At 63.8% G+C, this 24,992-nt stretch carries 33 protein-coding genes, 1 pseudogene and 1 riboswitch; of the genes and pseudogenes, 19 read left to right on the forward strand and 15 right to left on the reverse strand.

Annotation, left to right across the window (positions count from 1 at the left end; translation table 11 throughout):
- The first annotated feature begins 34 nt into the window (after positions 1-34).
- Positions 35-439 (forward strand): hypothetical protein, encoded by a 405-nt coding sequence (locus AB0P23_RS04480; RefSeq protein ID WP_032373369.1) that lies wholly within the window; start codon positions 35-37, stop codon positions 437-439.
- Position 440: 1 nt separating this feature from the next.
- On the opposite strand, the gene AB0P23_RS04485 is transcribed toward AB0P23_RS04480, so the two are convergent.
- Positions 441-1,298 (reverse strand): LysR family transcriptional regulator ArgP, encoded by an 858-nt coding sequence (locus tag AB0P23_RS04485; RefSeq protein WP_032400922.1) that lies wholly within the window; start codon positions 1,296-1,298, stop codon positions 441-443.
- A 72-nt stretch (positions 1,299-1,370) separates the two neighbouring features.
- On the opposite strand from AB0P23_RS04485, the gene AB0P23_RS04490 reads away from it, so the two are divergent.
- From AB0P23_RS04490 to AB0P23_RS04500, 3 genes are all read left to right on the forward strand, one after another.
- The gene (locus tag AB0P23_RS04490; RefSeq protein WP_032400921.1) at positions 1,371-1,988 is read left to right on the forward strand and encodes a LysE/ArgO family amino acid transporter; all 618 of its coding nucleotides are present in this window, start codon (positions 1,371-1,373) and stop codon (positions 1,986-1,988) included.
- A gap of 122 nt (positions 1,989-2,110) precedes the next feature.
- Entirely contained in the window at positions 2,111-2,632 is a 522-nt protein-coding gene (locus AB0P23_RS04495) for a DUF664 domain-containing protein (RefSeq protein WP_032367951.1), read from the forward strand.
- Positions 2,629-3,021, forward strand: a complete 393-nt coding sequence (locus AB0P23_RS04500) for a VOC family protein (protein WP_032400920.1) — start codon at positions 2,629-2,631, stop codon at positions 3,019-3,021. The genes AB0P23_RS04495 and AB0P23_RS04500 overlap by 4 nt, the downstream gene beginning before the upstream one ends.
- 4 nt (positions 3,022-3,025) lie before the next feature.
- Here AB0P23_RS04500 and AB0P23_RS04505 read toward each other — a convergent pair whose 3' ends face one another.
- The gene (locus AB0P23_RS04505) at positions 3,026-3,451 is read right to left on the reverse strand and encodes a VOC family protein (protein ID WP_052061611.1); all 426 of its coding nucleotides are present in this window, start codon (positions 3,449-3,451) and stop codon (positions 3,026-3,028) included.
- Complete coding sequence (locus AB0P23_RS04510) at positions 3,432-3,809, reverse strand: VOC family protein (protein ID WP_032400919.1); 378 nt, start codon at positions 3,807-3,809, stop codon at positions 3,432-3,434. The genes AB0P23_RS04505 and AB0P23_RS04510 overlap by 20 nt, the downstream gene beginning before the upstream one ends.
- Positions 3,810-3,876: 67 nt before the next feature.
- Between AB0P23_RS04510 and AB0P23_RS04515 the strand changes: the two genes are divergently transcribed.
- From AB0P23_RS04515 to AB0P23_RS04525, 3 genes are all read left to right on the forward strand, one after another.
- Positions 3,877-4,701, forward strand: a complete 825-nt coding sequence (locus AB0P23_RS04515) for a helix-turn-helix transcriptional regulator (protein ID WP_287454325.1) — start codon at positions 3,877-3,879, stop codon at positions 4,699-4,701.
- Between the two features lie 115 nt (positions 4,702-4,816).
- Positions 4,817-5,887 (forward strand): phospho-N-acetylmuramoyl-pentapeptide-transferase, encoded by a 1,071-nt coding sequence (gene mraY / locus AB0P23_RS04520; protein ID WP_027494939.1) that lies wholly within the window; start codon positions 4,817-4,819, stop codon positions 5,885-5,887.
- Between the two features lie 16 nt (positions 5,888-5,903).
- Positions 5,904-6,116 (forward strand): hypothetical protein, encoded by a 213-nt coding sequence (locus tag AB0P23_RS04525; RefSeq protein WP_027494940.1) that lies wholly within the window; start codon positions 5,904-5,906, stop codon positions 6,114-6,116.
- A 6-nt stretch (positions 6,117-6,122) separates the two neighbouring features.
- On the opposite strand, the gene AB0P23_RS04530 is transcribed toward AB0P23_RS04525, so the two are convergent.
- Positions 6,123-6,797, reverse strand: coding sequence for a hypothetical protein (locus AB0P23_RS04530; protein ID WP_094665920.1), 675 nt, complete (start codon positions 6,795-6,797; stop codon positions 6,123-6,125).
- 67 nt (positions 6,798-6,864) lie between these two features.
- On the opposite strand from AB0P23_RS04530, the gene AB0P23_RS04535 reads away from it, so the two are divergent.
- Positions 6,865-7,314 carry a MarR family winged helix-turn-helix transcriptional regulator gene (locus tag AB0P23_RS04535; RefSeq protein ID WP_032400917.1) on the forward strand — a complete coding sequence of 150 codons (450 nt, stop codon included), beginning with the start codon at positions 6,865-6,867 and terminating at the stop codon, positions 7,312-7,314.
- A gap of 24 nt (positions 7,315-7,338) precedes the next feature.
- Here the strand turns inward: AB0P23_RS04535 and AB0P23_RS04540 are convergent, their stop codons facing one another.
- Both AB0P23_RS04540 and AB0P23_RS04545 read right to left on the reverse strand, forming a co-directional pair.
- Entirely contained in the window at positions 7,339-7,575 is a 237-nt protein-coding gene (locus AB0P23_RS04540; protein WP_143537108.1) for a hypothetical protein, read from the reverse strand.
- Positions 7,568-8,293 (reverse strand): haloacid dehalogenase type II, encoded by a 726-nt coding sequence (locus AB0P23_RS04545; RefSeq protein WP_222097631.1) that lies wholly within the window; start codon positions 8,291-8,293, stop codon positions 7,568-7,570. Before AB0P23_RS04545 ends, AB0P23_RS04540 begins: the two co-directional genes overlap by 8 nt.
- Positions 8,294-8,405: 112 nt before the next feature.
- On the opposite strand from AB0P23_RS04545, the gene AB0P23_RS04550 reads away from it, so the two are divergent.
- The gene (locus AB0P23_RS04550; protein WP_027494945.1) at positions 8,406-8,867 is read left to right on the forward strand and encodes a GNAT family N-acetyltransferase; all 462 of its coding nucleotides are present in this window, start codon (positions 8,406-8,408) and stop codon (positions 8,865-8,867) included.
- A 22-nt stretch (positions 8,868-8,889) separates the two neighbouring features.
- Here AB0P23_RS04550 and AB0P23_RS04555 read toward each other — a convergent pair whose 3' ends face one another.
- Positions 8,890-9,963 carry an aldo/keto reductase gene (locus AB0P23_RS04555; RefSeq protein WP_363796902.1) on the reverse strand — a complete coding sequence of 358 codons (1,074 nt, stop codon included), beginning with the start codon at positions 9,961-9,963 and terminating at the stop codon, positions 8,890-8,892.
- A 129-nt stretch (positions 9,964-10,092) separates the two neighbouring features.
- On the opposite strand from AB0P23_RS04555, the gene AB0P23_RS04560 reads away from it, so the two are divergent.
- From AB0P23_RS04560 to AB0P23_RS04570, 3 genes are all read left to right on the forward strand, one after another.
- Positions 10,093-10,962 (forward strand): helix-turn-helix transcriptional regulator, encoded by an 870-nt coding sequence (locus AB0P23_RS04560; RefSeq protein WP_287454315.1) that lies wholly within the window; start codon positions 10,093-10,095, stop codon positions 10,960-10,962.
- An 89-nt stretch (positions 10,963-11,051) separates the two neighbouring features.
- Complete coding sequence (locus tag AB0P23_RS04565) at positions 11,052-11,921, forward strand: AraC family transcriptional regulator (RefSeq protein WP_363796904.1); 870 nt, start codon at positions 11,052-11,054, stop codon at positions 11,919-11,921.
- Positions 11,922-12,038: 117 nt separating this feature from the next.
- On the forward strand, positions 12,039-12,533 hold the full coding sequence (locus tag AB0P23_RS04570) for a hypothetical protein (protein ID WP_363796905.1): 495 nt from the start codon (positions 12,039-12,041) through the stop codon (positions 12,531-12,533).
- A gap of 115 nt (positions 12,534-12,648) precedes the next feature.
- Here the strand turns inward: AB0P23_RS04570 and AB0P23_RS04575 are convergent, their stop codons facing one another.
- Positions 12,649-13,092: a MarR family transcriptional regulator gene (locus tag AB0P23_RS04575; RefSeq protein ID WP_032373377.1), complete on the reverse strand. Its 444-nt coding sequence runs from the start codon at positions 13,090-13,092 to the stop codon at positions 12,649-12,651.
- Between the two features lie 60 nt (positions 13,093-13,152).
- Between AB0P23_RS04575 and AB0P23_RS04580 the strand changes: the two genes are divergently transcribed.
- Both AB0P23_RS04580 and AB0P23_RS04585 read left to right on the forward strand, forming a co-directional pair.
- On the forward strand, positions 13,153-13,671 hold the full coding sequence (locus AB0P23_RS04580; protein ID WP_197077467.1) for a phenolic acid decarboxylase: 519 nt from the start codon (positions 13,153-13,155) through the stop codon (positions 13,669-13,671).
- Position 13,672: 1 nt separating this feature from the next.
- Positions 13,673-14,128 carry a DUF3237 domain-containing protein gene (locus AB0P23_RS04585; RefSeq protein WP_287453559.1) on the forward strand — a complete coding sequence of 152 codons (456 nt, stop codon included), beginning with the start codon at positions 13,673-13,675 and terminating at the stop codon, positions 14,126-14,128.
- Between the two features lie 94 nt (positions 14,129-14,222).
- Here AB0P23_RS04585 and AB0P23_RS04590 read toward each other — a convergent pair whose 3' ends face one another.
- Complete coding sequence (locus AB0P23_RS04590; protein WP_206498826.1) at positions 14,223-14,654, reverse strand: PPOX class F420-dependent oxidoreductase; 432 nt, start codon at positions 14,652-14,654, stop codon at positions 14,223-14,225.
- Positions 14,651-15,241, reverse strand: coding sequence for a tetratricopeptide repeat protein (locus AB0P23_RS04595; RefSeq protein WP_080733230.1), 591 nt, complete (start codon positions 15,239-15,241; stop codon positions 14,651-14,653). The genes AB0P23_RS04590 and AB0P23_RS04595 overlap by 4 nt, the downstream gene beginning before the upstream one ends.
- 245 nt (positions 15,242-15,486) lie before the next feature.
- Here AB0P23_RS04595 and AB0P23_RS04600 point away from each other — a divergent pair, with 245 nt between their 5' ends.
- Positions 15,487-15,957, forward strand: coding sequence for a nuclear transport factor 2 family protein (locus AB0P23_RS04600; protein WP_027494954.1), 471 nt, complete (start codon positions 15,487-15,489; stop codon positions 15,955-15,957).
- Between the two features lie 80 nt (positions 15,958-16,037).
- On the opposite strand, the gene AB0P23_RS04605 is transcribed toward AB0P23_RS04600, so the two are convergent.
- The 4 genes from AB0P23_RS04605 to AB0P23_RS04620 all read right to left on the reverse strand — a co-directional run bounded on the left by AB0P23_RS04605 (position 16,038) and on the right by AB0P23_RS04620 (position 20,248).
- On the reverse strand, positions 16,038-16,826 hold the full coding sequence (locus tag AB0P23_RS04605) for an ABC transporter ATP-binding protein (RefSeq protein WP_032400909.1): 789 nt from the start codon (positions 16,824-16,826) through the stop codon (positions 16,038-16,040).
- Positions 16,823-17,848, reverse strand: coding sequence for an iron chelate uptake ABC transporter family permease subunit (locus AB0P23_RS04610; RefSeq protein WP_222076383.1), 1,026 nt, complete (start codon positions 17,846-17,848; stop codon positions 16,823-16,825). The genes AB0P23_RS04605 and AB0P23_RS04610 overlap by 4 nt, the downstream gene beginning before the upstream one ends.
- A complete protein-coding gene (locus tag AB0P23_RS04615) occupies positions 17,845-18,873 on the reverse strand; it encodes an ABC transporter substrate-binding protein (RefSeq protein WP_363796909.1) in 1,029 nt (342 codons plus the stop codon). The genes AB0P23_RS04610 and AB0P23_RS04615 overlap by 4 nt, the downstream gene beginning before the upstream one ends.
- A 65-nt stretch (positions 18,874-18,938) precedes the next feature.
- Positions 18,939-19,003, reverse strand: a riboswitch (cobalamin riboswitch).
- A gap of 45 nt (positions 19,004-19,048) precedes the next feature.
- Positions 19,049-20,248 carry an MFS transporter gene (locus tag AB0P23_RS04620; RefSeq protein WP_363796911.1) on the reverse strand — a complete coding sequence of 400 codons (1,200 nt, stop codon included), beginning with the start codon at positions 20,246-20,248 and terminating at the stop codon, positions 19,049-19,051.
- 46 nt (positions 20,249-20,294) lie between these two features.
- Here AB0P23_RS04620 and AB0P23_RS04625 point away from each other — a divergent pair, with 46 nt between their 5' ends.
- The 4 genes and pseudogenes from AB0P23_RS04625 to AB0P23_RS04640 all read left to right on the forward strand — a co-directional run bounded on the left by AB0P23_RS04625 (position 20,295) and on the right by AB0P23_RS04640 (position 23,970).
- Positions 20,295-21,341: a LacI family DNA-binding transcriptional regulator gene (locus AB0P23_RS04625; RefSeq protein ID WP_363796913.1), complete on the forward strand. Its 1,047-nt coding sequence runs from the start codon at positions 20,295-20,297 to the stop codon at positions 21,339-21,341.
- A gap of 83 nt (positions 21,342-21,424) precedes the next feature.
- Entirely contained in the window at positions 21,425-22,780 is a 1,356-nt protein-coding gene (locus AB0P23_RS04630) for a bifunctional diguanylate cyclase/phosphodiesterase (RefSeq protein ID WP_363796915.1), read from the forward strand.
- Between the two features lie 10 nt (positions 22,781-22,790).
- A pseudogene (locus AB0P23_RS04635) lies at positions 22,791-23,138 on the forward strand (TIGR03668 family PPOX class F420-dependent oxidoreductase); the annotation flags it as partial.
- Positions 23,139-23,415: 277 nt separating this feature from the next.
- Positions 23,416-23,970 carry a GNAT family protein gene (locus tag AB0P23_RS04640; protein ID WP_206498827.1) on the forward strand — a complete coding sequence of 185 codons (555 nt, stop codon included), beginning with the start codon at positions 23,416-23,418 and terminating at the stop codon, positions 23,968-23,970.
- Here the strand turns inward: AB0P23_RS04640 and AB0P23_RS04645 are convergent.
- Entirely contained in the window at positions 23,952-24,923 is a 972-nt protein-coding gene (locus tag AB0P23_RS04645) for a hypothetical protein (RefSeq protein ID WP_206498828.1), read from the reverse strand. The genes AB0P23_RS04640 and AB0P23_RS04645 overlap by 19 nt on opposite strands.
- Positions 24,924-24,992: the final 69 nt, after the last annotated feature.

The raw sequence follows: 24,992 nt of genomic DNA on the forward strand, positions 1-24,992 counted from the left end.
TCTGTCAGGATAAACCTGACACAGGAGGTGGATCATGGATCCGATCGAGCTGGCCGCCGAGGCCGACATCACTGCGGCAACACGGGCGGTCGTGACGGCCGCAGCCACCGAGGCCGGTCGCAATGCCGACGAGATCATCGGCACCGGCCCACTGCCGGGCACACCGGAATGGGAGGCAGAGCAGTCGACCGACCTGCCTGCACGACGGAGCCTCGCGTGGCATCTGTTGAGTCTTCGTGTGCAACTGGCGGCGGGGCTCGACGGCATCGAAACCGTTGTGGTGCTGCGCGTTCAGGGTGCGACGTGGGCGATCATCGGCCAGGCGGTCGGCATGTCTCGTCAATCGGCGCACGAGCGATGGGGTGCCCGCGCGGCAGCGATTCTCGATCCCGTCGGCGATGGGCAGCCCGACATCGTTCCGAACGACAGTCCGGCGTGACTTACCGCAGCACGGTCGCTGCCGCGGCTGCCACGGCGTCGGCCGCTCGCTGCAGTGCAGGCGACGACAGCGACCACTGCTGCCAGTACAGCTGAACGTCTTCGATGCCGTCGGCGTCGAAGCACCTCAGCGAGTCACAGTCCTGGAGGTCCGGGATCATTCCCCAGCCGAAGCCGAGTGCCACCGCCCGGGCGTAGTCCGAGGACGCCGGGACGAGGTGGCGGGGCGGAGTGTGCGAATCGACGCCTCGGTGCCGTAAGTAGTTGTCCTGCAATCGGTCGTCGGCGTCGAATACCACCACCGGCGCGGTGCTCAATGCCTCGGTCGTCGCACCGGAGCCGAACCATCGTTCGATGAACCTTTCGGTGGCCGACGGCCGGTAGCGCATGGCGCCGAGGGATCGGACGGTACATCCACGAACCGGCTCGGACACCGATGTGATTGCGGCAGAGACGATTCCGTCGTGCAGCAACTGGGCCGTGCGGTCCTGGTCCTGGCGATGCAGATCGAAGGTCGTCGTGCCGGCGAGTGGAGCGAGCGCAGGCAGCACCCACGTCGCCATCGAATCGGCATTGACGGCAATCGAAATGGGGGCCGAGACGCCGTCGTCGTTGAGCTCGGCCCTCGTCTGATCCGTCAGCGTATCGATCTGACGAGCCAGGCGCAGTACCGCGGCACCCGACTGGGTGGCCACCACCGGTTTCGTCCGCTGCACCAGGGTGCGCCCCAACGACGCTTCGAGCGACTTGATTCTCTGACTCACTGCAGAGGGGGTCACGTGCAATGCACGTGCGGCAGCCTCGAACGTTCCACCGTCGACTACTGCTCTCAGCGCTCTGAGCTGCTCTATCTCCACCATATGAAGCTACACTTACCGATGATGAAAAACATTCGCTGGCTCTAATGCTGGCCGACTCCTAGCGTGAACAGCATGACCTCGCTTGCCGCAGCACAATCGACGTTGACCGGATTGGGAGTCGGCCTGTCCCTCATCGTCGCCATCGGTGCGCAGAACGCGTTCGTCCTGCGCAAGGGCCTGCAACGCACGCATGTGCTCCCGGTGGTTGCGGTATGCGCGCTGTCCGACGCCGTGCTGATCGTCGCCGGGGTGGCGGGCATCGGCGTGCTCGTGGACCGGTTTCCGCTGGCGTTACGCGTCGTCACCGTGCTCGGAGCGCTGTTCCTCTTCGTCTACGGAGTGATGGCGCTGAACCGCGCCCGCACCCCAGCGGCGATGACCACCGACGGCGGCGGTGGGGGCTCGCTGATCGCCGCTGTCGCAACGTGTCTCGCGTTGACGTGGCTCAACCCGCACGTCTACCTCGATACCGTCGTATTTCTCGGGTCCATCGGTAACCGGCAGCCGGGCGAGCTTCGGTGGTGGTTCGCCCTCGGTGCCGTGCTGGGCAGCGTGCTCTGGTTCACCGCTCTCGGATACGGATCGCGCGTGCTCAGCCCCCTGTTCGCGCGGCCGACGGCGTGGCGCGTCCTCGATCTCGGTATCGGAATCATGATGCTCACCCTGGCCGCGCTGCTGTTGTTCGGCTGAGTCTGCCGCGCCGACGGAGCGCGAGCAGTGAGCTGAGTGTCCACAATTCACGATCGCGGCCCTCATCCCGATTTCGCATCCACAGAATGGACACGCAGCCCACCACCCGATACGAAGGACCCATGGCACAGCTGACGACGTTCCCGGAGCCCGAGTCCTCCTTGTCCGATCCCGCCGACCTGTTCGTCGAGTACCTCCGCTTCTACCGCGGTGAGCTCGCCCGGCGGATCGCCGCGTTGAGTGACGACGCGCTGGCCACGTCGGCTGTGCCGTCGCAGTGGACTCCCCTCGAGATGCTCATCCATCTTGTGTACATGGAGCAGCGCTGGTTCGTCTGGGGGTTTCTCGGGCGCGCCGTCGACGATCCGTGGGGGGACAAGAAGGACGGATCCTGGCATGTGCCGACCGACGTGCCGGCGGCGGCATTGCTCGCGCGCCTCGACGACGGCGCTCGACTGACCGAGCAGGTGCTGCGGTCTCATCGCATGGACGACGTGGCCACCCTGGGTGGACGATTCACCGAAGAACAGCCCACCCTGATCTGGATCTGCTTTCATGTACTGCAGGAATACGCCCGCCATCTCGGCCACCTCGACGTCGCCGTCGAACTGACCGGCGGGCCCACAGGCGAGGGGCCGCAATGAGAATCAACATCACCAGTGTGTTCGTCGACGATCAAGACAAGGCACTGGCGTTCTACACCGACGTACTGGGCTTCGTGGTCAAGCACGACATTCCCATGGGCGGAACAGATCGCTGGCTCACGGTCGTATCTCCTCAGGAGCCGGAGGGCACCGAGCTACTGCTCGAGCCCAGCGGCCATCCGGCAACCGGCCCGTTCAAGACGGCACTGTTCACCGACGGCATTCCGTTCACCCAGTTCGCCGTCGAAGACGTTGCAGCCGAACACGATCGGCTTGTCGGACTGGGTGTCAGCTTCACTCAGGAGCCCACCGAGATGGGCCCGGTGATCACCGCCGTGTTCGACGACACCTGCGGCAACCTGATTCAGATCATCGCTCCGGTGAGCTGACCGGTCACACGTTCGCGTACAGATCGACGGTGGTGCCGTCGGGATCGTGCACGACGGCATAACGCTGCCCCCAGAACGCATCCCACGGCTGCAGGTGCCCTGTGTATCCCGCGTCGGTCACCGCCGCCCACGCGGCGTCCACTCCGGCGGCCGTGCCGCAATCGAATGCCAGCGCGACGCGATGGCCTCCGCTGGGCGCGGTCCACGTCGGATCGAACGAGGTGATCGTCGAGGGTAGGTCGAACAACAACCGAACCCCACCGAGGTCGACCTCCACATGTTGCTCGGCGTCGGCGTCGGCCGGAATGTCCAGTCCCAGAACGCGGTAGAACGCCAATGCAACTGCCATATCGGCGACGACGATTTCGATTCCTGCCAGACGTGGTTTCACCCGGACAAGGCTAGCCACGTCAGCCCCAGTTCGCGGCATTTGTCAGGCAAAACGGATGCCCGGCCGTATCCAACAGCACACGCCAGGTCTCACCCGGTTGCTCGTCGGGCACAGTTGCACCCAACTGCACTGCGGCTTTCGCGGCCGCATCCAGATCGTCGACCGCGAGATCGAAGTGAAACTGTTTGCTGCCCTTCGTGTTCGGCCACTCCGGCCGCTGATAATTCTCCACGCGTCCGAATCCGAGCGCGCTGGAGGGCCCCTGCAGCATCGCGTAATCCTTCTCCGCGTGGACGACGGTCCAGCCGAGTAGCGCAGACCAGAACGTCGCGCTGGCCTCGGGATCTCCGCAGTCCAGCGTGACCATCTTCAGGGTTGCCACGGGTGCATCGTTCATGGTGTTTCTCCTCGACAGCGTCGATCGTTTCTCGAAGGTGTCGGACCAGACTCCTACACTGACGCCCGTGCCGGATAGGAAAAATGCGACAGCCACCCACGCCGGTGTCCTGCGGCCGGATCAGCTGGCGCAGTATGTCGACCTGGTCCGGCTGCCGTGTGCGGCGTCGTTGGAACCGTGGGTCGAGAACTACTGGCAACTTCGGTGGGATCTGCCGTCGGGCATCTCGTATCGCAGCTCGACCCTGCCCCACCCGGCATGCACGCTCAGCGTCGAGCACGGCTGGACCCGCGCCGGTGTCACCGAGCCGGTGGTCGTCACAGGAGTGCTGACCCGACGGTTCGACGTCGAACTCGCCGAGTCCGGGTGGGTGTTCGGCGTCAAATTCCGACCCGGCGGCTACGCGAGCTTCACCGGAACCGTGGCCAGAACTCTGCGCGACGTCCCAGTAGCTCCGCCCACCCCCTTTCGATCGGAGACCGTCGCCACGTTGACGCAACTGGACGCACAGCACGACGCCGACCACTGCCGAACCGTCGTCGACGCGGTTCTCGCGCCCTACACCCACGATGTCGAGCCGGAGTACGAGATCGTCTTGGATGTCATCGGCACGATGCTCGGTGATCGGACGCTGATACGCGTCGGTCAGGTGGAGGACAGATGTGGCATCGGGACTCGTCGGCTGCAGCGGTTGTTCGAGCGTTATGTCGGTGCGACGCCCAAGTGGGTTCTGGGCCGATATCGGATTCACGACGCCCTCAGTGATCTCGACAACGGATACACCGGGTCGCTGGCGGAACTGGCCGCGCGATACGGCTGGTTCGACCAGGCGCATTTCACCCGCGAGTTCACCGAACTGGTCGGTGTCTCTCCCGGTACGTATCAACTGTGAGTAACACCTTCGTCACGCAATGCGACTTTTGCCGATTCGTTTGGCACAGTATCCCGCGGTGCTCGGTAGCACCCGGTGGGCAACCGCAGCACAGAGGAAGAGTGGGCTTCAACGCATGATCAACATTCTCGTCGCCGGTGGAATCGCATTGGCGGTCTCGATTCTGTTGACGCCATTTCTCATCGCGCTGTTCACCCGACAGGGCTTCGGCCAGGAGATACGCGTCGAAGGCCCGGCGAGCCACCAAGCCAAGCGAGGAACGCCGACGATGGGCGGCGTCGCGATCATCGTGGGTCTGTGGGCCGGTTACCTCGGTTCCCACCTCGTGGCGATGGGAGGCGACGGGCCGTCGGCATCGGCGCTGTTGATCCTCGGTCTCGCGACCGCCCTCGGCATCGTCGGTTTCCTCGACGACTACATCAAGCTCCGGATGAAGCGAAGCCTCGGCCTCAAAGCCACCGGAAAGTACGTCGGGCAGATCAGTGCCGCAGTGATCTTCGCGGTTCTGGCACTGCAGTTTCGCAACGGCAACGGGCTGACGCCGGGCAACGTCGAACTGTCACTGGTGCGTCAGTCGACGTTCTTCACGATGGCTCCGATCGTCTTCGTGCTGTTCTGTGTGTTTCTCGTCGTTGCCTGGTCCAATGCCGTCAACCTCACCGACGGGCTCGACGGTTTGGCGGCGGGCTCGATGACCCTCGTCCTCGGTGCCTACACCGTGATGACGTTCTGGCAGTACCGGCAATCGTGCGCCACCAATTCGGTGGCCGGGTGCTACCAGGTGCGTGATCCGCTCGACCTCGCTGTCGTGTGCGCGGCGGCCGCGGGAGCGTGCATCGGATTCCTGTGGTGGAACGCGGCACCGGCCAAGATCTTCATGGGCGACACCGGCTCCCTGGCACTCGGTGGTCTGCTCGCCGGCCTGTCGGTCGTCAGCAAGACCGAGCTGATCGCGGTCGTCTTCGGAGCCCTCTTCGTCGCCGAGAGCGCCTCGGTGGTCATCCAGGTCGCGTCCTTCAAGTCCACCGGCAAGCGGCCGTTCCGGATGGCACCGATCCACCATCACTTCGAGCTGGGCGGCTGGGCGGAAACAACGGTCATCATCCGACTGTGGCTGTTCGCGGCCATCGCGTCGGCGCTGGGGCTCGGATTGTTCTACAGCGAATTCCTCGCGGCCGTCGGCTGACCTCTACGATTCCGATATGACCGACGAACTGTCTCCGCTGGCCAAGGTCGATGCTCTCGCCGCCGAACTCGAGACCCTCGATGCTCGACGCGTCGCCATCGGAGTCGAACTCGTCAACCTTCAGTTCGGACTCGACGGAAACGCAAAGATCCGCGCCACCGAGGTCTTTCACAGCGACTACCTGGGCAGGCTGTTCACGTTGGTCGACGAACTACGCACGGACGAGTAGGGCTCGCTAGAGCGCATCCGGGTCCGATCGCGACACCGCAGTCAACCGAAAATCCCTCAGGGACAACGTCCATGCCGCAACCGCGGCCAGCACAGCACCACCGATGGGAAACACGGTCCACGGACTGCCGATGATCGGGGTGAAGGTCGACGGTGACGCGTCGTCGACAGCAGCATCAGAACTGAAGAGATTTCCGACGTAACCCTCGTCGTCCTGAATACTTATGCCGGACAGACCTCCGGTTGCGATCCCGAACGGCGACTGCGGTATTTCGTTGGTGCCGCCGTAAATCGCGATGGATCGGGACCACACCGATGCAGGAACGACAGTCTGTTCCGACCGTTGCGGCGGCCAGTGCGTCCACGCGAAGGCGCTGCCCGCTCCCAGCGCGGCACCGACGACGATCAGCAACGTGAACAGGTGGGCGGAACTGTACTGACGGTCTCTGACGACGCGCATTCCGGAATCGACGAGAAACCACGCCACCACCAGGGCCAGAGCCACTCCGGCGGCAACGAGATACAGCGACACAGGGAACCAGCTCGGTCGCAGATGTGCCGTCCCAGGAGTGTCCGGCGGTTCGGTGATCGCAACGTGCCACACCACTGCGGCCGCAGCCCCTGTGGCCGCGCCGACGCCCCCGAGCACTGCGACGAGCCCTCTGCCGGATGGTCTGTCCACGCGCGAGACTCTACCGGCCAGTCGGTCTCTTGACCTGAAGCATTGTTCAGGTTCTACCGTTCGATGCATGACGACACAGCGCCCCATGCAACCACCCGAGATGCAACCCATCGGCTTCTGGACCGTCCGCGCCGGGGAGGCCGTCCGCGCTCGAACACGCGGAGCGCTCCGCGACATCGGCATCACCCAGGCCGAATGGTGGCTCCTGCATCAGATTTCACTGCATCCCGCTGGTGCCGATCGAGCGAGGACGATCGACACGATCGGACACAACGACACCCCTGGCGCGATCGTCGACGCAATCGACTCCGCTACCGAGAAGGGGTTGATCACCGAATCCCATGCACGACTGAAGTTCACGCCTGAGGGCGAGCGGCTGTTCGCCCGCGCCGCGGACATCCAACGGATGCTGCAAGACGAACGCATGCAGGGAATCAGTCAGGACGATTTCGCGACCACTATCCGCGTCCTGCAACGAACCATCGAGAACGTCGGCGGCGACGCATGGCACTGGTAAGGCAGTCACCCGGAACCGACCACGTCAGGGTCGCCTTCTCGTGAACAGAACACCGACCACGAGGCCGAGAACAGCGCCGAGGACGGGCAGGCCGAAGACAACGAACGCCGTTGTGTAGGTGATTCCCAACGAGCGGATGTAACTCGAACTGTCCACGACGAACGCGTAGTTGACCCGTCGCGGCCTGATCTCCCACAGCAAGTATCCGAGCGAGCCGATCAATCCGAGGCACAGCCCGACCAGGGTGCTCAACCTACGCATTGCCGTGCGCCCCACGGGCCGCGTCGGCGAACTCCGCCATGCTCGGGAACTGCATCGCAAAGCCGTAGTCGCCGTTCGGCTCCGGTGTTGCGCCCCACCCTGGCCGATCGTGTCTGCGATCGATCCACACCGAAGCAAGGCCGTGACGCCGCGCCGGGACGTGATCGTGGAACAGGCTCTGTGCCACGTGCAGCAGACGTGATTTGGGCACACCGAAGTCGTCGAGGATCGCGTCGAGCGCATCGAAATGGTTGTCCGCCGGCTTGTATGCGTGCACATCCTCGGCTGTGACGATGGCGTCGAATTCAACGCCGAGCCGACGGTTGCTACCGGCAAAACCCGCGCGGTGCACGTTGGACAGAATCACCAGCTTGTAGTGCTCGGCGAGTGATGCCAGTGCGTCCGCCGAGTCGGGAAAGGCCGGCCAGTCCGGAACGGAGCCGGCGAGTCTGCCTGACCAGTCCGGGGTGACCGGTATACCCAGCGCGTCGCCTGTTCGTCCGAATGCGTCGGCCAGGATGTCGGGATAGAGCATCGACGGTGAATCCTGCTGCGCCTGTGCTTCGTTGGGCGCATAGGCGGCGAGTAATTCGTCCTTGGACATCGGCGACCCTGTATCCGCAGCCCATGCGCCGAGCACGTCACCGATCCCCGACTCCCAATCGATCAACGTTCCATAGCAATCGAAGCTCAAGACGTCGTAGTCGGCCAGGTTCATCGGGCTCCCTTGGGTATTCGGTGGCGGTCGGATCCGGATGCCTCTATCGTCTGCAGGTCATGTGCATCGTACTGCGGTTGGCCGACCCTCGACCGATCGATGGTCGGCGGTTGTGACGTCGACCCGGCTACGGCCGGCAGCCGCCACGGATGCCGAATTCCTGTACTCGATGGCCTCGGACGCCACCGTCATGCGGTGGGTGGGCGACGGAAAGCCCTGGACAAGAACTTATTTCGACCGTCGATTCAGCCGAGCACTGGCGACGACGGACCTCGATACACCCGACCTGCCCATGTGGTCGATCGGAGTCGAAGACGCGGTACCGGTCGGACTGCTGAGCCTCATCCGTCGAGCCGATCACGTCGAGGTGGGCTACTGGGTGCATCCGGACCACTGGGGACGCGGCTGTGCTGGGCACATGCTGGGCGAGGTCCGCGAGACCGTGGGCAACCTCGCAATGGTTGCGACAGTCGCACGCGGCAATGCCGCGTCGCAAAGAGTGCTGGAGAAGGCAGGGTTCACAGTCGTGCACGACGGTGATCCGTTGACCTATCGTCGATCACCGTCGTCCTGATCCGACTGCTCACCAGGACCGATCACCAGGGCCGCGGCGGACGTGGGCGCACCGATGTTCGCCCGCTCGTGACCCCGCGGACCATCGGACGCGCCAGGAATTCGTGCGGAAACCCCATGTCGATCGCGCTGACCGAATACAGCCGAGCCAACTGCGACTCGTCGAAAACGACATCGAGGGCACCGATGTTGTGCTGCAACTGTTCTGCGGTCCGCACACCGATCAGCGAACTGACGACGGCGGGATGTTGCAGCGTCCATGCCAACGCCACCTGGGCCGGAGTCGCACCCATCTCTCCTGCCACCTCGACGACGACGTGGGCTGTGCGCAAACCACGTTCGGTCAGTGTTCGGTTCGACCTCACGTGATCGCGCCGACTGCCCGTCGGTGAATTCGAGCTCGCCCCTTCGAGGTCGGCAGCGGTGTACTTACCCGTCAACACACCCCCGCCGAGGGGTGACCACGGAACCACACCGAGACCCAGATCTGCTGCCATCGGTAACAACTCGCGTTCGGTAGTGCGCTCGATCAGGCTGTACTCGACCTGAAGTGCGGACAGCGGTGGCCATCCGCGTAGCTGCGCAAGGGTCTGCATTCGCGCGACCTCCCAGGCCGGGGTATCCGAAATGCCGAGGTAGAGAACTTTTCCCGATTGCACCAAATCACCGAGGGCGGCCATGATCTCGTCGCTCGGCGTCACACCGTCCCATGCGTGCAGGTACATCAGATCGATGTAGTCGGTGCCCAGGTTCCGCAAACTGGCATCGACCGAACCACGCAGGCTCTTTCTCCCGCCGCCACCCGAATTCGGGTCCGCCGGATCGCGCGTCGCCGCATATTTGGTCGATACGACAACCGAGTCGCGACAACCTTCGAGAAATTCCCCCAGATACCGCTCCGATTGACCGTCGGTGTAGATGTTCGCGGTATCGATCATGTTGCCTCCGAGGTCCAGATAAGCGTCGAAGATGCGTTTCGACTCCTGCTTGTCGGCTCCCCACCCCCAGACGTCCCCGAATGTCATGGCCCCCAACGACAACGGTGCCACGCGCAGTCCCGAGCGTCCCAGGAGTCGATAGTCGTCCATCCGTGTCATCGTGTGTCTCCTTCTCGATCGATCCGTCCGGCTCACAGTGCCGGTCCGGTCGAGAAGCGGGAAGGTCATGGTCATCCTGGGACGCGCGATACCAGGCTGACTGGTCCGAATTGACCTACGCTGTGTGGAATGACCACGACGCCACCGGAGATGGCCCGCCGAGAACTGGCGGCCTTCCTGCGGTCTCGACGTGAAGCGCTCGTTCCGTCCGACGTCGGTCTGCCGCCGCGGATCGGGGCCTCCCGGACCCCCGGACTCAGGCGCGAGGAGGTCGCCGCACTCGCCGGTGTCAGCGTCGACTATCTCGTGCGGCTCGAGCAGGCCCGTGATATCCGACCGTCCGCCCAGGTGGTGGGGTCACTGTCGAGGGCCTTGAAGTTGTCCGGCGACCAGACGGGCTACCTGTTCACGTTGGCGGGGCATCGTGCACCCGAACGGCCCACCGACCGAAAGATTCCCGACGGAATCGCCCAGTTGGTACACGACGTCGAGCCCCTGCCTGCCATGGTCCTCGATTACAGACTCGAAATCCTGGCCATCAACGAAACCATGGCCGCCCTGCTGCTCGACATAGACGAGCGGCCCGCCGAGAGTCGTAATGTCCTCCGAATGTGCTTCTTGGACACATCATTCGACGGCTTCTACGAGTCACGCGACGACGTCGTCCGCGGTGCCGTCGCCGATTTGCGTGCCGCGTGGGTCGACCACTCGCACGACACTCACCTCGCCCTGCTGATCGACGAACTCCAACACGGCAGTGCCGAATTCTCGCGATACTGGCAATCACGTGAAGTATCGATACGAAGCCGGGGAGACAAGCCGATGCAGCACCCGCTCGTCGGCCCGGTGACCGTGACGTTCGACGTCCTCACTCCACTCGGCGACCCGGATCTTCGATTGATCGTCTATCGCCCGGCCGACGCACAATCGCATGCCGCGTTGGCCGAACTCGGTCGCCTCCGTGCTCGGCGACGCGGACGGCATCTGCGCACCATCTGAACCCGACCCAGCCGGGCTCGAAAAGTCGAGCCAGCCGTGCCTGCGCCTCCCTATCGTTGTCACCAGAACGAAGGAAAGGCCACCGGCACATGCTCGAACGATGGAATGCAGCACTCGATTACATCGAGGACAACCTCGACCACGACATCGACCCGGCACAGCTCGCTCGCATCACCCTCACGTCCGACTATCACTTTCGACGCGTGTTCTCCGCGCTGGCCGGAATCCCACTGTCGGCGTACATCCGACAGCGGCGAATGTCGTTGGCAGCCGCAGACATTCTCGCCGGCATCGGGGTGCTCGACGTCGCGACCAAATACGGCTACAGCGGCGACGCATTCACTCGCGCATTCCGAGACATGCACGGGGTCACACCATCCCACGCCCGCAAGCCAGGGACCACCCTCCGCTCCAGACCACCACTGGCATTTCACCTGACCATCGAAGGAAAGAGCACCATGGACTACCGCATCACCGAACTGCCCGCATTTCACATCATCGGCAAATCGACGCGAATCCCCCTCACATTCCACGGCGAGAACACCGCCATGACCCAGTTCCACCAGACCTTGCCCACCGGATTCGGCGAACAACTCGGCCGACACGCCGACCTGCCCGAACTCCCCCACATCCTCTTCGTCAGCGATGGCTTCGAGGCCGACCGAACCGACGGCAGTCTCTTCGACTACTACTTCGCCGTCGCCACCACAGCCCCCATACCGGCCGACCTGGACTCCCTCAGCGTCCCCGCATCGACATGGGCGGTCTTCGAAACACGCAGCGACACCGCACTCGCCCCAGCACTACAACAACTCTGGGCCGACGCATTCAGCGAGTGGTTCCCCTCCCACCCCTTCCACATCACCCCCGGACCGGAAATCCTGACCGTCACCGAGAACACGCCCGACTGGTCATCGGGAGCCGGAGAACTCTGGATCCCGGTTGCCCGCAACCAATGACTTCCCGCCCGCCCTGGTCACTCAATGTGACACTTGGTGGCCTTTTCGGGGGTCAATGGCACATCCAGTGGACTGTGGGGGCGGGTGTCGGTGCCAACTCATGACTAATCTGGCGTGATGTCCAGTAGTCGCCGGAACGAGTTGCGGCGACGGTATCTGTCGCTCGGCCTGGGTGAGCTGTCCGCCGCAGCGGTGTTTGCTTCGATTGCGCTCACCATGGCAGAACCACGGCTCGACGGTCGAGAGGAGTCTCTCGCCATGTGGTCTGCTCTCACCCCGTTGCTTGCCGTCCTCGTGCAGGCGGGAATCTACTGGTTGATGGCGCGATCCTGGGTCGAACTCAACCCGATGCCACCGGTCATTCGCGCGTTCTATCGCGTATGTCGAGTCGCAAACGTTCAATTGTTGGCGGCTGGGCTCATCGGTGTCGTCGTATGGTTCCCGTCGAGCGCCGGAATTGGCGTCGCACTGCTCGTCGTGTGGCTGTTCGCCGTTGTCGAATTCGTCAACTACTTCGTGGTTCGACTGTCGTATCCCGCACACCGCTGGTGGCCGACAGTCGGTCAGATGCGCACTCCTCGGCTTGTCCTCGACATCAACACGCGTCGCTGATCGAAACAGGGAGCACTAGCACGACATCCCGGTACTCAATGTGACATTCGGTGGCCTTTTCGCGGGTCAATGGCACATCGAGTGGACTGCGTGGCTGCGGGCGCGCCGCCGAGAATCAGGAGCTGCGGCGGGAGAGGATGCTCGTGATTTCCGCCAAGGCCGGCAGAGCTGCGGCGATGGCTTCGCGGTTGTGTCGACTCAGTTCGTCCAGTGCGTCCGCGAGTACTCGGGAGCTCGCCGCGTCGTATTCGGCGAGGAGCTTCACAGCTTTCGGCGATGCGGTGAGTGTCGCCCCTCGAAGGTCACCGGTGGTAATCGATCTTTCCACCAGGCCGGCGTCGACCATCGCTCTGATCAGGTTGCTCACGGTGGATCGGGCCAGGTTGAGGCGAGTGGCAAGGCGTCCCGGACTCATGGACGGTTCTGCTGCAAGGGCTCGCATCACCTCGATGTGCGAGTCGGCGATGTCGGGCAACTGCGCGACATCCCGCGTCGCCCGGAGCAGTGATCGCCGCAGGGGCCCCAGCTGTCGGCCCAGTTCGGTTGCGGTGGAGTCCATGCGTCGATGATCGCACAGATAGTTTTGCCGCAAACATAGTTTTGTGACAAAATGAAGACCATGACCACAGTCGAGAACCCCATCCCCAGTCAAGATCTGAGCGGCATCGTCGGGCATCGCTTCATCTACACGTACGCCAACAGCTGGCAGTACGAGATGTATGTCAAGAACGCGACCACGATCGACTACCGAATTCACACCGGCATGGTCGGCGGACGCTGGGTCAAGGACCAGGAAGTCGATCTCGTCCAGCTCGACGACGACGTCTACAAGATCTCGTGGAACGAGCCCACCGGAACCTCGGTCGTCGTCAACGTCATCCCAGGCAAGCGTCGTCTGCACGGAACCATCTTCTTCCCGCAGTGGATCGAGTTGGACGGAACCAAAACGGTCCTCTACCAGAACGATCACCTCGACGAAATGCGTGCGTACCGCGACGCCGGACCGACCTACCCCATCTATGTCGTCCCCGAGTTCGCCACGATCACGCTCTTCGAGAACGTCGGAGCCGACGACGAGACCATCGTGTCCGTCGCACCGGGCGATCTTCCCGACGGCTTCGCGGACCGAACGAACTGACGTGCGCCCCGATCTGACGTTCGTCGCGCACCTGTCCGTCACGGTCGGGGAGCCCATCGATCTCGGCCAGGTCAGCGACGGACATCGACGCCTCGTGCCGATCCTCGGTGGCACCGTCGACGGGCCGGTGATACGAGGACGCGTCCTGGCCGGCGGCGCCGACCACCAGGTCCTCAGATCGGCCACTGTCACCGAACTCGACGCCCGATATGCACTCGAGACCGACGCAGGCGAACGAATCTCGGTCCACCACGTCGGGATGCGCACCGGCAGCGAACAGGACATCGACGCACTGACTCGCGGCGAGCAGGTTCCCGCCGACCGAATCTACTTCCGCACCTTTCCCCGACTGTCGACGTCCGCCGACTCCCTCAGCTGGATGAACGGGACACTCTTCGTGGCCACGGGTGAACGTTTACCGAATTCCGTCGAACTGGACGTCTACCAACTCACATGACGGAGGCAGATATGCACCGACCCCAGTGCACTCAATGGCACATTCAGTGGCCTTTTCGGGGGTCAATGGCACATCGAGTGGACTGCCTAGGCGATCAGGTGAGGCTTTCGCCATAGACGTGGTCGACGGCGATGGTCACCAACACTCGGCGATCCGCGGCCATTGCGGCGCGGTATTCGGTCCAGTCGGGGTGCTCTCCGGCGGCGGCGCGGTAGTAGTCGACCAGCGCATCGATTTCGGGGCTGTTCGGGTTCGCGCCCGGTCCGGTGAGGGTGACGGATCCTTCTGCTGTTGCCCAGGCCTTGCCGTCGGCGCTGGTCACTTCGAGTGCAGCGCGCGGGTCTCGGCGTAGGTTGGCCGTTTTCGCTCGTCCTTCGGTGACCGAAATCTTGATTGTTCGCTCGGTGCGATCGTAGAACGGCGTCACCGGCGACAGTTGCGGCAGGCCGCTCGCTTTTATCGTGGCGAGTACGCCGAGTCGGCTGCGCTCGAGGAGGTCGTGTGGATCGAATGCTCCGCTGGTCATGGCTTCACCTCGGGGTCGTCGAACGAACTGGCACGATCATGGTGGGCAACACGGTCGTCGGTGCCGCTGTTCCTCGGCCTGTCGGTAGGGAGGTCGTCGGCATAAGTTCCGATTGCGCGACGGTATGTGCCGAGCGCAGGCTTCGCTGCCTGCAGTGCCGCCTTCAGCGCGCCAGCACCATCGCCCAGATCCCACAGGATCAGGGCAATGAATGCATCTCGCGCAGAGGAGAATTCGTCGGAAAACTCGAAGTCTTCCAACACACGCGACGCGTCCTCGAGTCGCCCGACATTACGCAGCGAACTGGCGAGCTGAATTCTGGCCTTGCTCTCGTGCACGGAATCGAGCCCACTCGACAGCGCCGCCTCGTACAACGGAATCGCAGCCGATTCTTCGCCCAGAAAATCCTCGAGCGACGCACGTTCGAACAGGGCCCGTGCTCGGGAAAGCCTTGTCGCCGAAAGCAACTCATTCATCTCCGACCGCATCAAAGCAGGCTCGCCGTCATCTGCGTGGCACCAGAACGCAGCTATGGAGTCCATCTGGGCCCCCCGGGATTCGGCCGGACAGCTACCGACGAACGACATGCGCTCACGTTCGTCCCCTCACCAGTCCATCCTTGCAGAGCATGCCTACGCTTGGAACCTTCACTCTGTGATGTTCTCTGAACCGAAGCGAAGTACACGATCGGTGTGAGTCGTCATCGACGGTATCGGCCGGGCTGCGAACTCGAAAAGATGGTGAACAGCACCACCACCGACCTGGGTGAAGCCGGGTCTCGAAACGTCCCACTCGATTGACACGTCGGTGAACGGTAAGCAAACGTATAGCCATGCAACTGAGATTTCTGGCCGGCATCTCGACGGCTTTCGCATGCAAGCTTCTGCTGATGCGAGTGCTGACCCTCAAGTTGCAGCGAGACATCGAGGCGCTCAACAACGGAAACTATCGCCCTCTGCTCTCGTCGTTCCACCGAGACGCGGTGCTCAAATTCGCCGACGGTGACAGCCGATGGTCGGGCACCCACCGCGGACGACCGGCAATCGAAAAGTTCTTCCAGGACTTCGTCGCCGCCGGCATCCGCGGGCAGGTCACGGAAATCTACAGCGGCGGAGCCCCCTGGCGCATGACCCTCCTCGTCCGCTTCGACGACCAAGCACACGCAGCCGACGGCACCGAGTTGTACAGCAACCGAACGGTGCTCCTGGTCCGCACCAGCTGGGGCAAAATCGTCTCGCAAGAGGACTTCTTCGAGGACACCACACGCATCGACGCATTCGAGCGGAAATTGCGCCAACTCTAGATTCGGTCTCCCCTCCCCCGGTTTTGCCCCTTCCCCCGGGTACTCAATGTGACATCTAGTGGCCTTTTCGGGGGTCAATGTCACATCGAGTGGACTCCGGGGGCGGTCGGGCGGGGGCGGCGATAGGTCACCTGGGGGTAGTCGTCGGTATGCGAGACGCTGGCGTGCACGTTGTACACCTCGCGCACCAGGTGTTCGGTGATCACTTCGTGTGGGGTTCCCGATGCCACGATGTTGCCGTTGTTCAGGACGATGATGCGGTTGCAGAACATGGCGGCGAGGTTGAGGTCGTGGAGGGCGATGTAACTGCTCAGGGGTAGTCCTGCGACGAGGGTGAGGATGTCGAGTTGGTGTTGGATGTCGAGGTGGTTGGTCGGCTCGTCGAGCAGTAGTTCGGTGGGTTGTTGAGCGAGGGCCCGTGCGATCTGGGCGCGTTGGCGCTCTCCACCGGAGAGGGTGTGCCAGCGTCGGGTGGCTTTCGACGCCATGGCGGTGTCGGTGAGTGCCTGTTCGATCGCGGCGTCGTCGGCTGCTGTGTCTCCGCCGAGGATGCCGTGGTGGGGGATGCGGCCAAGGCGTACGACGTCGCGGACGGTGATGTCGACGTCGGTGTCGGAGTGTTGGTCGACCATTGCTACGCGGCGGGCGATGCTGCGACGACGTTGGGTGCGCAGGTTCTTTCCGTCGAGCAGCACGTCGCCGCTGTCGGGTGCCACGATGCCGGCGAGGATGCGCAGTAGCGACGATTTGCCGGAGCCGTTGGGGCCGATGAGCCCGATGGTCTCGCCCGGTTCCGGTGCGAAGCTGATGCCGTCGAGAATCGGGTTCCCGCCGCGGGTCCACTGGATGTTGTTCACGTGCAACGTCATCGGGATCTCCTGAGCCGAAACAGAATGAGCGCGAATGCCGGCACGCCGATGAGTGCGGTCACCACTCCGACGGGTATTTCCTGCGGGGCGAACAGCGTTCGGGCGATGGTGTCGACCCACACCATGAAGATCGCGCCGATGACCACCGTTGTCGGCAGCAGTCGTCGATGCCGTGCGCCGACGAGAAAACGGGCGGCGTGCGGCAGAACGAGACCCACGAACCCGATGGCTCCGGCGGCGCTGACGAGCGAGGCCGTGATCAGTGCGGTGATGACCAACAACAGGATTCGCACCCACTTGACCGGAACACCGAGGGACGCGGCCGCGTCGTGCCCGAATGTGAAGGCGTCGAGGGCCGAGGTGTTGAACAGACACACCACCATTCCGAGCAGCGCAACAGATCCGCACAGCACCACGTCCGTCCAGTCGGCACCGCTCAGCGATCCGAGGAGCCAGAACAGCACGCCGCGTGTCTGTTCGGCGTCGGCCGAGGAAATGACGATGAACGACGTCAAGGCCGAGAACAGCTGCGTCCCCGCGACCCCGGCCAGCACCACGCGGTCGTTTCCGCCGCCTGCGCCTGCGGCCAGCAGCATCACCAGGACGAACGAGAGCAACGCACCGGCGAATGCCCCTGTGGACAAGGACAATGCGCCACCGCCGACGCCGAGAACCGCGACGAGGACCGCTCCGGTGGATGCACCGGACGAAATGCCCAGGACGAAGGGATCGGCGAGGGGGTTGCGCAGCAGTGATTGCATGATCGCCCCGCACAGCGCGAGACCCGCGCCGCACACGGCGGCCAGCAAGGTCCGGGGCAGGCGCAGCTCCCAGACGATTCCGTCCTGGATGCGACTGACTCCCGAACTCCCGATACCCATGTGCGTCAACATCACTCGATACACGTCGGGCACCGACACGTTCGCGGGTCCGATGGTGACGGCGACGCCGATCGAGAGCACCAACAACGCCGATCCTGCGAGCAGTAGTGGGACGAGCACCCCGCGATCGGTGCGGCTCATCGCGACGCCATTCCCCAATCCTGCAGGGCGGCCGCAACTTTCTCGACACCGTCGATCGTCCGAATGGACGGGTTCAGATCGGCACCGTTGACGACGATGTACCGCTTGTTCTCGACGGCGGGCATTCGGCTCGTGACCGAATTCGACTCCAGGAAGCCGATTTTGCTGTCCAGGGCGTCCCCGGCGATACTGCGTCGACTCAGATCTGCGAGCACCAGTGCAGTCGGGTTGCGATCGAGCACACTCTCCCAATTGACCTGTGGCCATTCGTCGGTGGTGTCGGCATAGATGTTCTCGGCGCCGACGGAGTCGGTGATGATGCCCGACGATCCGCAGCAACCGGCCATGTACGGCGTATCGGTGTCGGCGAACCAGTAGGCCAACGACACACTTGACGCGTCGACCGAACCGGAGGCCTTCTCGAACCGATCCTGCAGTTCGGCGACCAGGCGCTCGCCACGGTCTCGTACGTCGAAGACCGCCGCGAGATCACGAATCTCCCGATAGACGGTGTCGATCACCAGCGGCTCCGTGCGAGCACCGTCGGAATTGACGCTCTCGTCCGTCTTGCCCTGACAGTCGTTGGGCGAGAGGTAGTTCGGGACGCCGAGTTGCTCGAACCTGCTCCGATCTGCGACTCCCCCGGGTCCGAGGGTGCCGCCGAAGGACGCGGTCACGAAGTCGGGCTCGGTATCCAACACGACCTCGAGCGATGGCTTGTTGTCTGCGAGCCTCGGCACCCTGGCGTTCTCGGATTCGAGGTTCGAGCGGACCGGGTCGGTCCAGGTGGCGGTGCCCACCATCCGGTCTGCGAGGCCGAGCGAGAGCAGTATTTCCGTCGAGCTCTGGTTCAACGACACCGCGCGTTGCGGTGGTGCGTCGACGACGACGTCGCGTCCGCAGTTCTCGATGGTCAGGGGATAGTTCCCGGAGGTGTCGGTGGACGCGTCGGGGGTCGACGCGGTCGAACAACCGGAGACCAGAAGGATGGAGACAGCGCCTAGTGCTGCGAGAGAGGTACGCATCGAAGAGCTTCCTGCTTGGGGCTCGTGTCGCGGAGCCGCGGGTGGGGTTCGATCACGACGTCCGAGCATTCGGACTTCGAGCTCTCACTCGTCACCGTTGCGCGCCAGCTCCGGAATTGCACCGGATTCCCTCGTTCGTCGCGTGCTGACCCTATCGCGGGAGTGGGCCGCGAGGTCAGTGCGCCGGCGTCGAGACCGGTACCGACGGATACGAGCTCGGAAAGGCTCTGCGCGCGACCACTACGACTGTGAGTGCCACAGCCACCAGGATCGTCGCCGCAGCGGTCACCGCCCCGATGCCCCTGGCGTCGACGACGACGCCTCCCACCAGGGCCCCGGTGGCAATGGCCAGTTGAAAGGCGACGACGTAGATCGCCGACGCCTTGTCGGCGTCGGCAGGGGCGGCCCGAACCACGGCGGACTGGATGCAGACCGGCAGTGTGGTGAATGCCAGACCCCACAACGCGATCGCCCCGACAGCAAGGACGGCCAGGCTGCCCGGTGCTGCGCTGAGGGTGCCCCACAGGACCGCCGTCGCGGCCGCGACGGCACCCAGAGCAACGATGGTGGACGGCCGCGGCCAACGGTCGTACGTTCTGCCGATCACCCAGATACCGACGACCCCGAACAAACCGTAGAGCATCAACATCACGGTCAGAGTGGTTCCGGCCGAACCGATTGCGCGATCGACGATGAGCGAGAAGTACGTGTACGCGGCGAAATGGCCGAGGACGGCCAGGAACGTCACTCCACACAGGATCGCCAGGGTGCCGTCGAGCACGCGCGGTGATTTCTTGTCGCCCGCAGCTGCTCGAGTGACCGGTAGTGCGGGGAGGACGAAGTAGAGCGCCACCGCGATAGCGGCGGCAACGACACCGAGAATCGTTGCAGCAGTGCGCCACCCGAACCACTGACCCATGGCCGCGGTGATCGGATTACCGGCGACCAACGCCAACGAGGTGCCGGCGTACACCGTGGCGATCGCTTTTCCTTGATTACCGGGAAGTGCGAGTGACGCCGCGACGGGTGCGACCACGGCCCAGAAGACTCCGTGGGTGGCCGCGCACAGCATCCTCGACAGCACCAGCATCGGGTACCCGACGGACACCGCGGAGAGAAGTTGCGAAAGGGCCAGTGCCGCAACGGTAATGACGACGACCCGTCGCCGCGGCCAGTCGCGTACGAACCTGATCAACGGCATGGTCATGACGGCGACGCCGTATGCGTAGAAGGTCAGCAGCAGACCGACAGCGGATTCGCCGACGCCCAGATCGCCCGAGATCTCCGAAAGCAGACCCACGGGCAACGTTTCGGCCGTGACATAGATGAAGGCGGCTGCACCGAGAACCAGCAGCTTGGGGAGGGGCGACGACATACTGTGTATCGTTACACAGATCGTCGACGCACGCTAAGGTAACCCCGTGAACAATCGGGTGACGATGGCCGACGTCGCGGCGTCTGCGGGAGTCTCCACCATGAGCGTCTCGTACACCTACAACCAACCCGACCGCGTCTCGCCTGCCACCCGAGACCGCGTCCACGCAGCGGCGGCGGCCCTCGGATACGCAGGTCCCAACCGTGCGGCACGCTCGCTCCGCAGCGGAAAGCACAACAGCATCGGCGTCGTACTCGGTGAAAAACTCACCTATGCCTTCGAGGATCCCCAGGCCCGACGGTTCCTCTCGGGCATCGCCGACACATGTCTCGACGCCGACACCGCGCTGGTGATGTTACCTAACCTGCACCGCGACAGTGACATTGCGAGAATTCGCGACGCGCAGGTCGACGGCTACGTCGTCTGGACCACCGGCGTCGACGACCCCGTCCTCGACGTACTCGTCGGCACCGGTCGACCCACCTGCGTCCAGGGAGGCCCCCAGCATCCGGGATTGCACTCCATCGGAATCGACGACCGCGCGGCCGCCGGCGCGATCGCCACCATTGCTCTGCGCAATCGGCGTCGGCCCGCGATCGTTGCGCTGCGACCCGATTCGCGACGCGAATCGACGGTGGTGCAGGGCGCCGACGCGTCGGGCATCTCGATGCCGGTGACCCGCGCACGACTCGAGGGCTACCGCGATGCGTGCATGCGTCGAGGAATCGAATGGTCGACGGTACCGACGCTGTTCACCACCCACAATTCGCGCGAAGAGGGCACACGGGCAGCGCGACTGTTGTTGCGCGACAACGTCGTCGATGTGATATTCGCGATGAGCGACGAACTCGCCTTCGGCGCACTCGACGCGGCGACGGGTGCCGGTATCGACATTCCCGGCCACGTCGCACTGACCGGATGGGACGACTCCCCTGCAGCGGCGGCGGCCCACTTGACCACCGTCGCGCAATCGTTGTTCGACCAGGGCCGATCGGCGGCCCGGTGGGTGCTCGGTCTCAGCGACGCCGTCGACGCCGCGGTGTGGAACATCGAGACGCGAGAGTCGACGGGCACGCTGCGTGAGGGCCAGTAAAAAGGGCGCGCTCCCCGTTTATAGGCGTTAAGCAAACTCTTCGGCTAGTATCGCCGGTGGCCGTCCGGCTACGAGGGGGCACTGTGAGTCGAGAACACGACACGCCGCTCCGCCGTGCCGACCCCAACCCGACTCTCGACGCCCTCACCGGGCTTGCGAACCGGAACGAAATCCTGGCCACCATCACCGCCGCGCTGGTCGACCTAGGCCCTGACCAGCACTTCAGCGTCCTCCTCGTCGACATCGACGGCTTCCGTGAATTCAACGACGCGCTCGGACCGGCCCAGGGCGACGAGCTGCTGTGCATGGTCGCCGACCGACTCACCGCATCGACCCGACCCGGCGACACCATCGGCCGACTCACCGGGGACGAATTCGTCATCGTCGCCTACGGCTGCCATTCCCTGGCAGCCCGAGCGATGGCCGCGGGATTCGCCAGCATCTTCGAGCCCCCCTTCGAGCTCGGCGGCCGTCAACTCACCCTCACCGCCAGCGTCGGTGTCGCGTCCACCACCGGCAGCACCGATCGCGCCACCCAGTTGGTACACAACGCCACCGCCGCCATGCATGCCGCCAAAGCCACCGGCCGCAACCGGCATCACATCTTCACCGACGAGCTGCACCACACCAACCGCACGCGGCTCGAGCTCCTCGAACGACTGCGCGGAGTCGCCATGACCGCGCGCGAGCTCACCATGGTCTACCAACCCATCGTCGAACTCGCGACCGGAACCGTGGTCGGAGCCGAAGCCCTCGTTCGGTGGAACCACCCCGAACTCGGACTCCTGATGCCCGACGCCTTCATCCCCCTCGCCGAAGACAACGACCTGATCGTCCCACTGAGCATGTGGATTCTCACCGACGTCGCGACAACCATCGCCGACTGGCAATCCCGCGCGATCATGCTCCAAGTCGGTGTCAACGTCAGCCCCGCACACTTCGCCGCAGGAACCCTGGCCACCGACGTCATCGACATCGTCGACACCCACGGCATCGAACGCGGTCGACTCGCACTCGAACTCGCCGAATCGCAGACGCTGCACGACCTCGACGCCGTGCACTACCAACTCCGCGACGTCCAACGCCACGGCGTCCTCATCGCCATCGACGACTTCGGCTCCGGCTTCTCCTCCCTCGAACGACTCGCCACCCTCCCCGTCGACATCCTCAAAATCGACAGATCCCTCACCCAACACCTCGACAGCACCAACCTCCACCGACGCCGCGCCATGACCACCCTCTGCACCGCCCTCGTCGACGTCACCACCACCCTCGGCAAAGACACCGTCATCGAAGGCATCGAGACCACCGAACAACTCCGAATCTGCACCGACATGGGCGTAACCTTCGGCCAAGGACACCTCCTCGGACGACCCATGCCCGTCGCCGAACTGGAGCAATACATCACCCGACACAGCAGCCACAGCGAATCCGCATGAGGACTTGAACGTGAAGATAGACAACGAAATTCAACGCTTCACCGACGCACCCCGCGCCCAACTCTCCACCATCAACCCCAACGGCACCCCACACCTGGTCCCCATCGTCTTCGCTGTCGCGCCCACCGGCGATCGCATCTACACAGCCATCGACTGGAAACCCAAAACCACCCAGAAACTGCAGCGACTCGACAACATCCACGCCGATCCCGCCGTCAGCCTCATCGTCGACCACTACTCCGACGACTGGTCACAACTCTGGTGGATCCGCGCCGACGGCAACGCCCGCATCGTCGACGCGGGCAGCGCCGAAGGCACAGTCGGTACCGACACCCTCGTCGCGAAATACAGCCAATACTAGAACAACCGACCCGAGGGGCCGGTCATCGTCATCGACAAACTGTCCTGGAGATCGTGGTCAGCTTCCTGATCGTTTTCCTCCTCTCCACAGCATCGCCCACCCCCCGGCTGACCATCTGACACCACTACCGTCTGACACCACTACTGTCTGACCACTCAATGTGACATCCGGTGGCCCTTTCGACCGTCAATGGCACATCGAGTGGACTGCACATGGGTCGGAGGGCACCGAAAAACCAGTGGAATCGGCATTAGCAGGGAGTCAGACTGTCCCAATGGTCAGCAAACCTCCCGTTCGGATTGTCACCGACCGTCTCGTGGTTCGACGCGAGACGGCAGACGATGTTGTCGTCATTGCCGAAACGATCGAGCGAAATCGGGTCCGCCTGCTGCCGTGGCTCGGTTGGGCCACCGAGGACGCTGCAAACAGGTCGGCGCAGATCGTCCGCATCGCGGAAAGCCGGAAGCTGTGGGACGCCGACGAAATGTACGACTACGGGATTTTCGGACGATCCACCAGCGCATTCCTGGGGAAGATTGCATTGCACCGACGAGTCGGACCGGGTGGGATCGAAATAGGGTACTGGCTCGACAGTGCAGCCGAGGGTGACGGCATCATCTCCGAAGCCACCGCGACCCTCACGCAAGAGGCATTGAAACTCGCCGACGTCGATCGCGTCGAAATTCATTGCGATGCAGCCAATTCGAGGAGTCGAGCCGTTCCGCAGCGGCTGGGTTTCGTCCTCGACAGGATCGAGCCGCGAGCCTTGGCCGCTGCGGCCGAAACCGGGGACCAAATGATTTGGGTGTATCAGCCCGATCGGCGGTAGGACGGGTCGACGGTGACGTCGGGGCGCGGACGCGCGAGCGCCTGTCGGTACCGGGACCGCAGGTCGGAGAGAACACGTTCCGGATCGTCGCGAATATCGCTCGGCAGGTGAGTCACGACAATGATGCCCGCGTTCTGAGCGCGCTCCCGTCGTTCCACGGTGGCGCGGTGCGCCGCGGGTGACAGGTGATATTCGAGCGAGTCGATCTCCCAGTCGAGGGCGACGTCGTCGAGCCAATTGTCGGCCACCAGCAGCAACCTGCCCGACTCGTCGCGTACCGCGACATTGTGAGTCATCGGGGGAAGACCGCTGCGCGCGTACAACTTCTGCGCGTGTGCTTCGGCAACGGAGTGCGCGCCGGCGGCCAGTTCGCGAAGTACTCGACGAGGCATCGCGGTTCCACGCGTGGTGCCGGCGTCCAGTTCCTTCATGATCGCCTCGATCGTTGCGGCACCCCGCTGAACGACACTGGCAACGAGCGCCATGCACTGCTCGGCGTTCTTCATGCGACGAATCGCGTCGCACAAACACCGAACAACCGGCGCGACGGGAAGACCCGACTTACTTTCCGCCGTTGGCATCCGCCACGTACGTTCCACCGCGGCGAAGCTCACGGACCTGCGGTGCTGCGCCTCGGGAATGAGCACGAACGTCTCCTCGAACGAGCCGGATGTACCGAGACCATGCAACGCCAGCCCGGCCCGACCACTGATGACGCCATCACGACCGCAGTAGATGGACGCGGCAACCGCCCGCTCCAAGGGCGTCAGCGAACGGTTCTTCAAGAACACCAGGCCAGGTAGCGCCCGTGACCAGATACCGTCCGGCAGCGTGCGCCGAACAATCGTCTTCGACGCGACGCCGAGTTCGAGAAGATGAGCAGTCCGCACCAGCCCGCGATCCGATGCGGCCGCAATTACCCTCGCATCGACCCGTGCGCCGCCCCTCTTCATACAGACGATCCTGCACGCTCGGCCGGACACCGGATCGCACCCGACGTCGCACTATCAACAGCCCTGTGG

Origin of the sequence: Rhodococcus sp. NPDC077669 (genome assembly GCF_040686915.1) — a bacterium.
GTDB classification, from domain to species: domain Bacteria; phylum Actinomycetota; class Actinomycetes; order Mycobacteriales; family Mycobacteriaceae; genus Rhodococcoides; species Rhodococcoides fascians.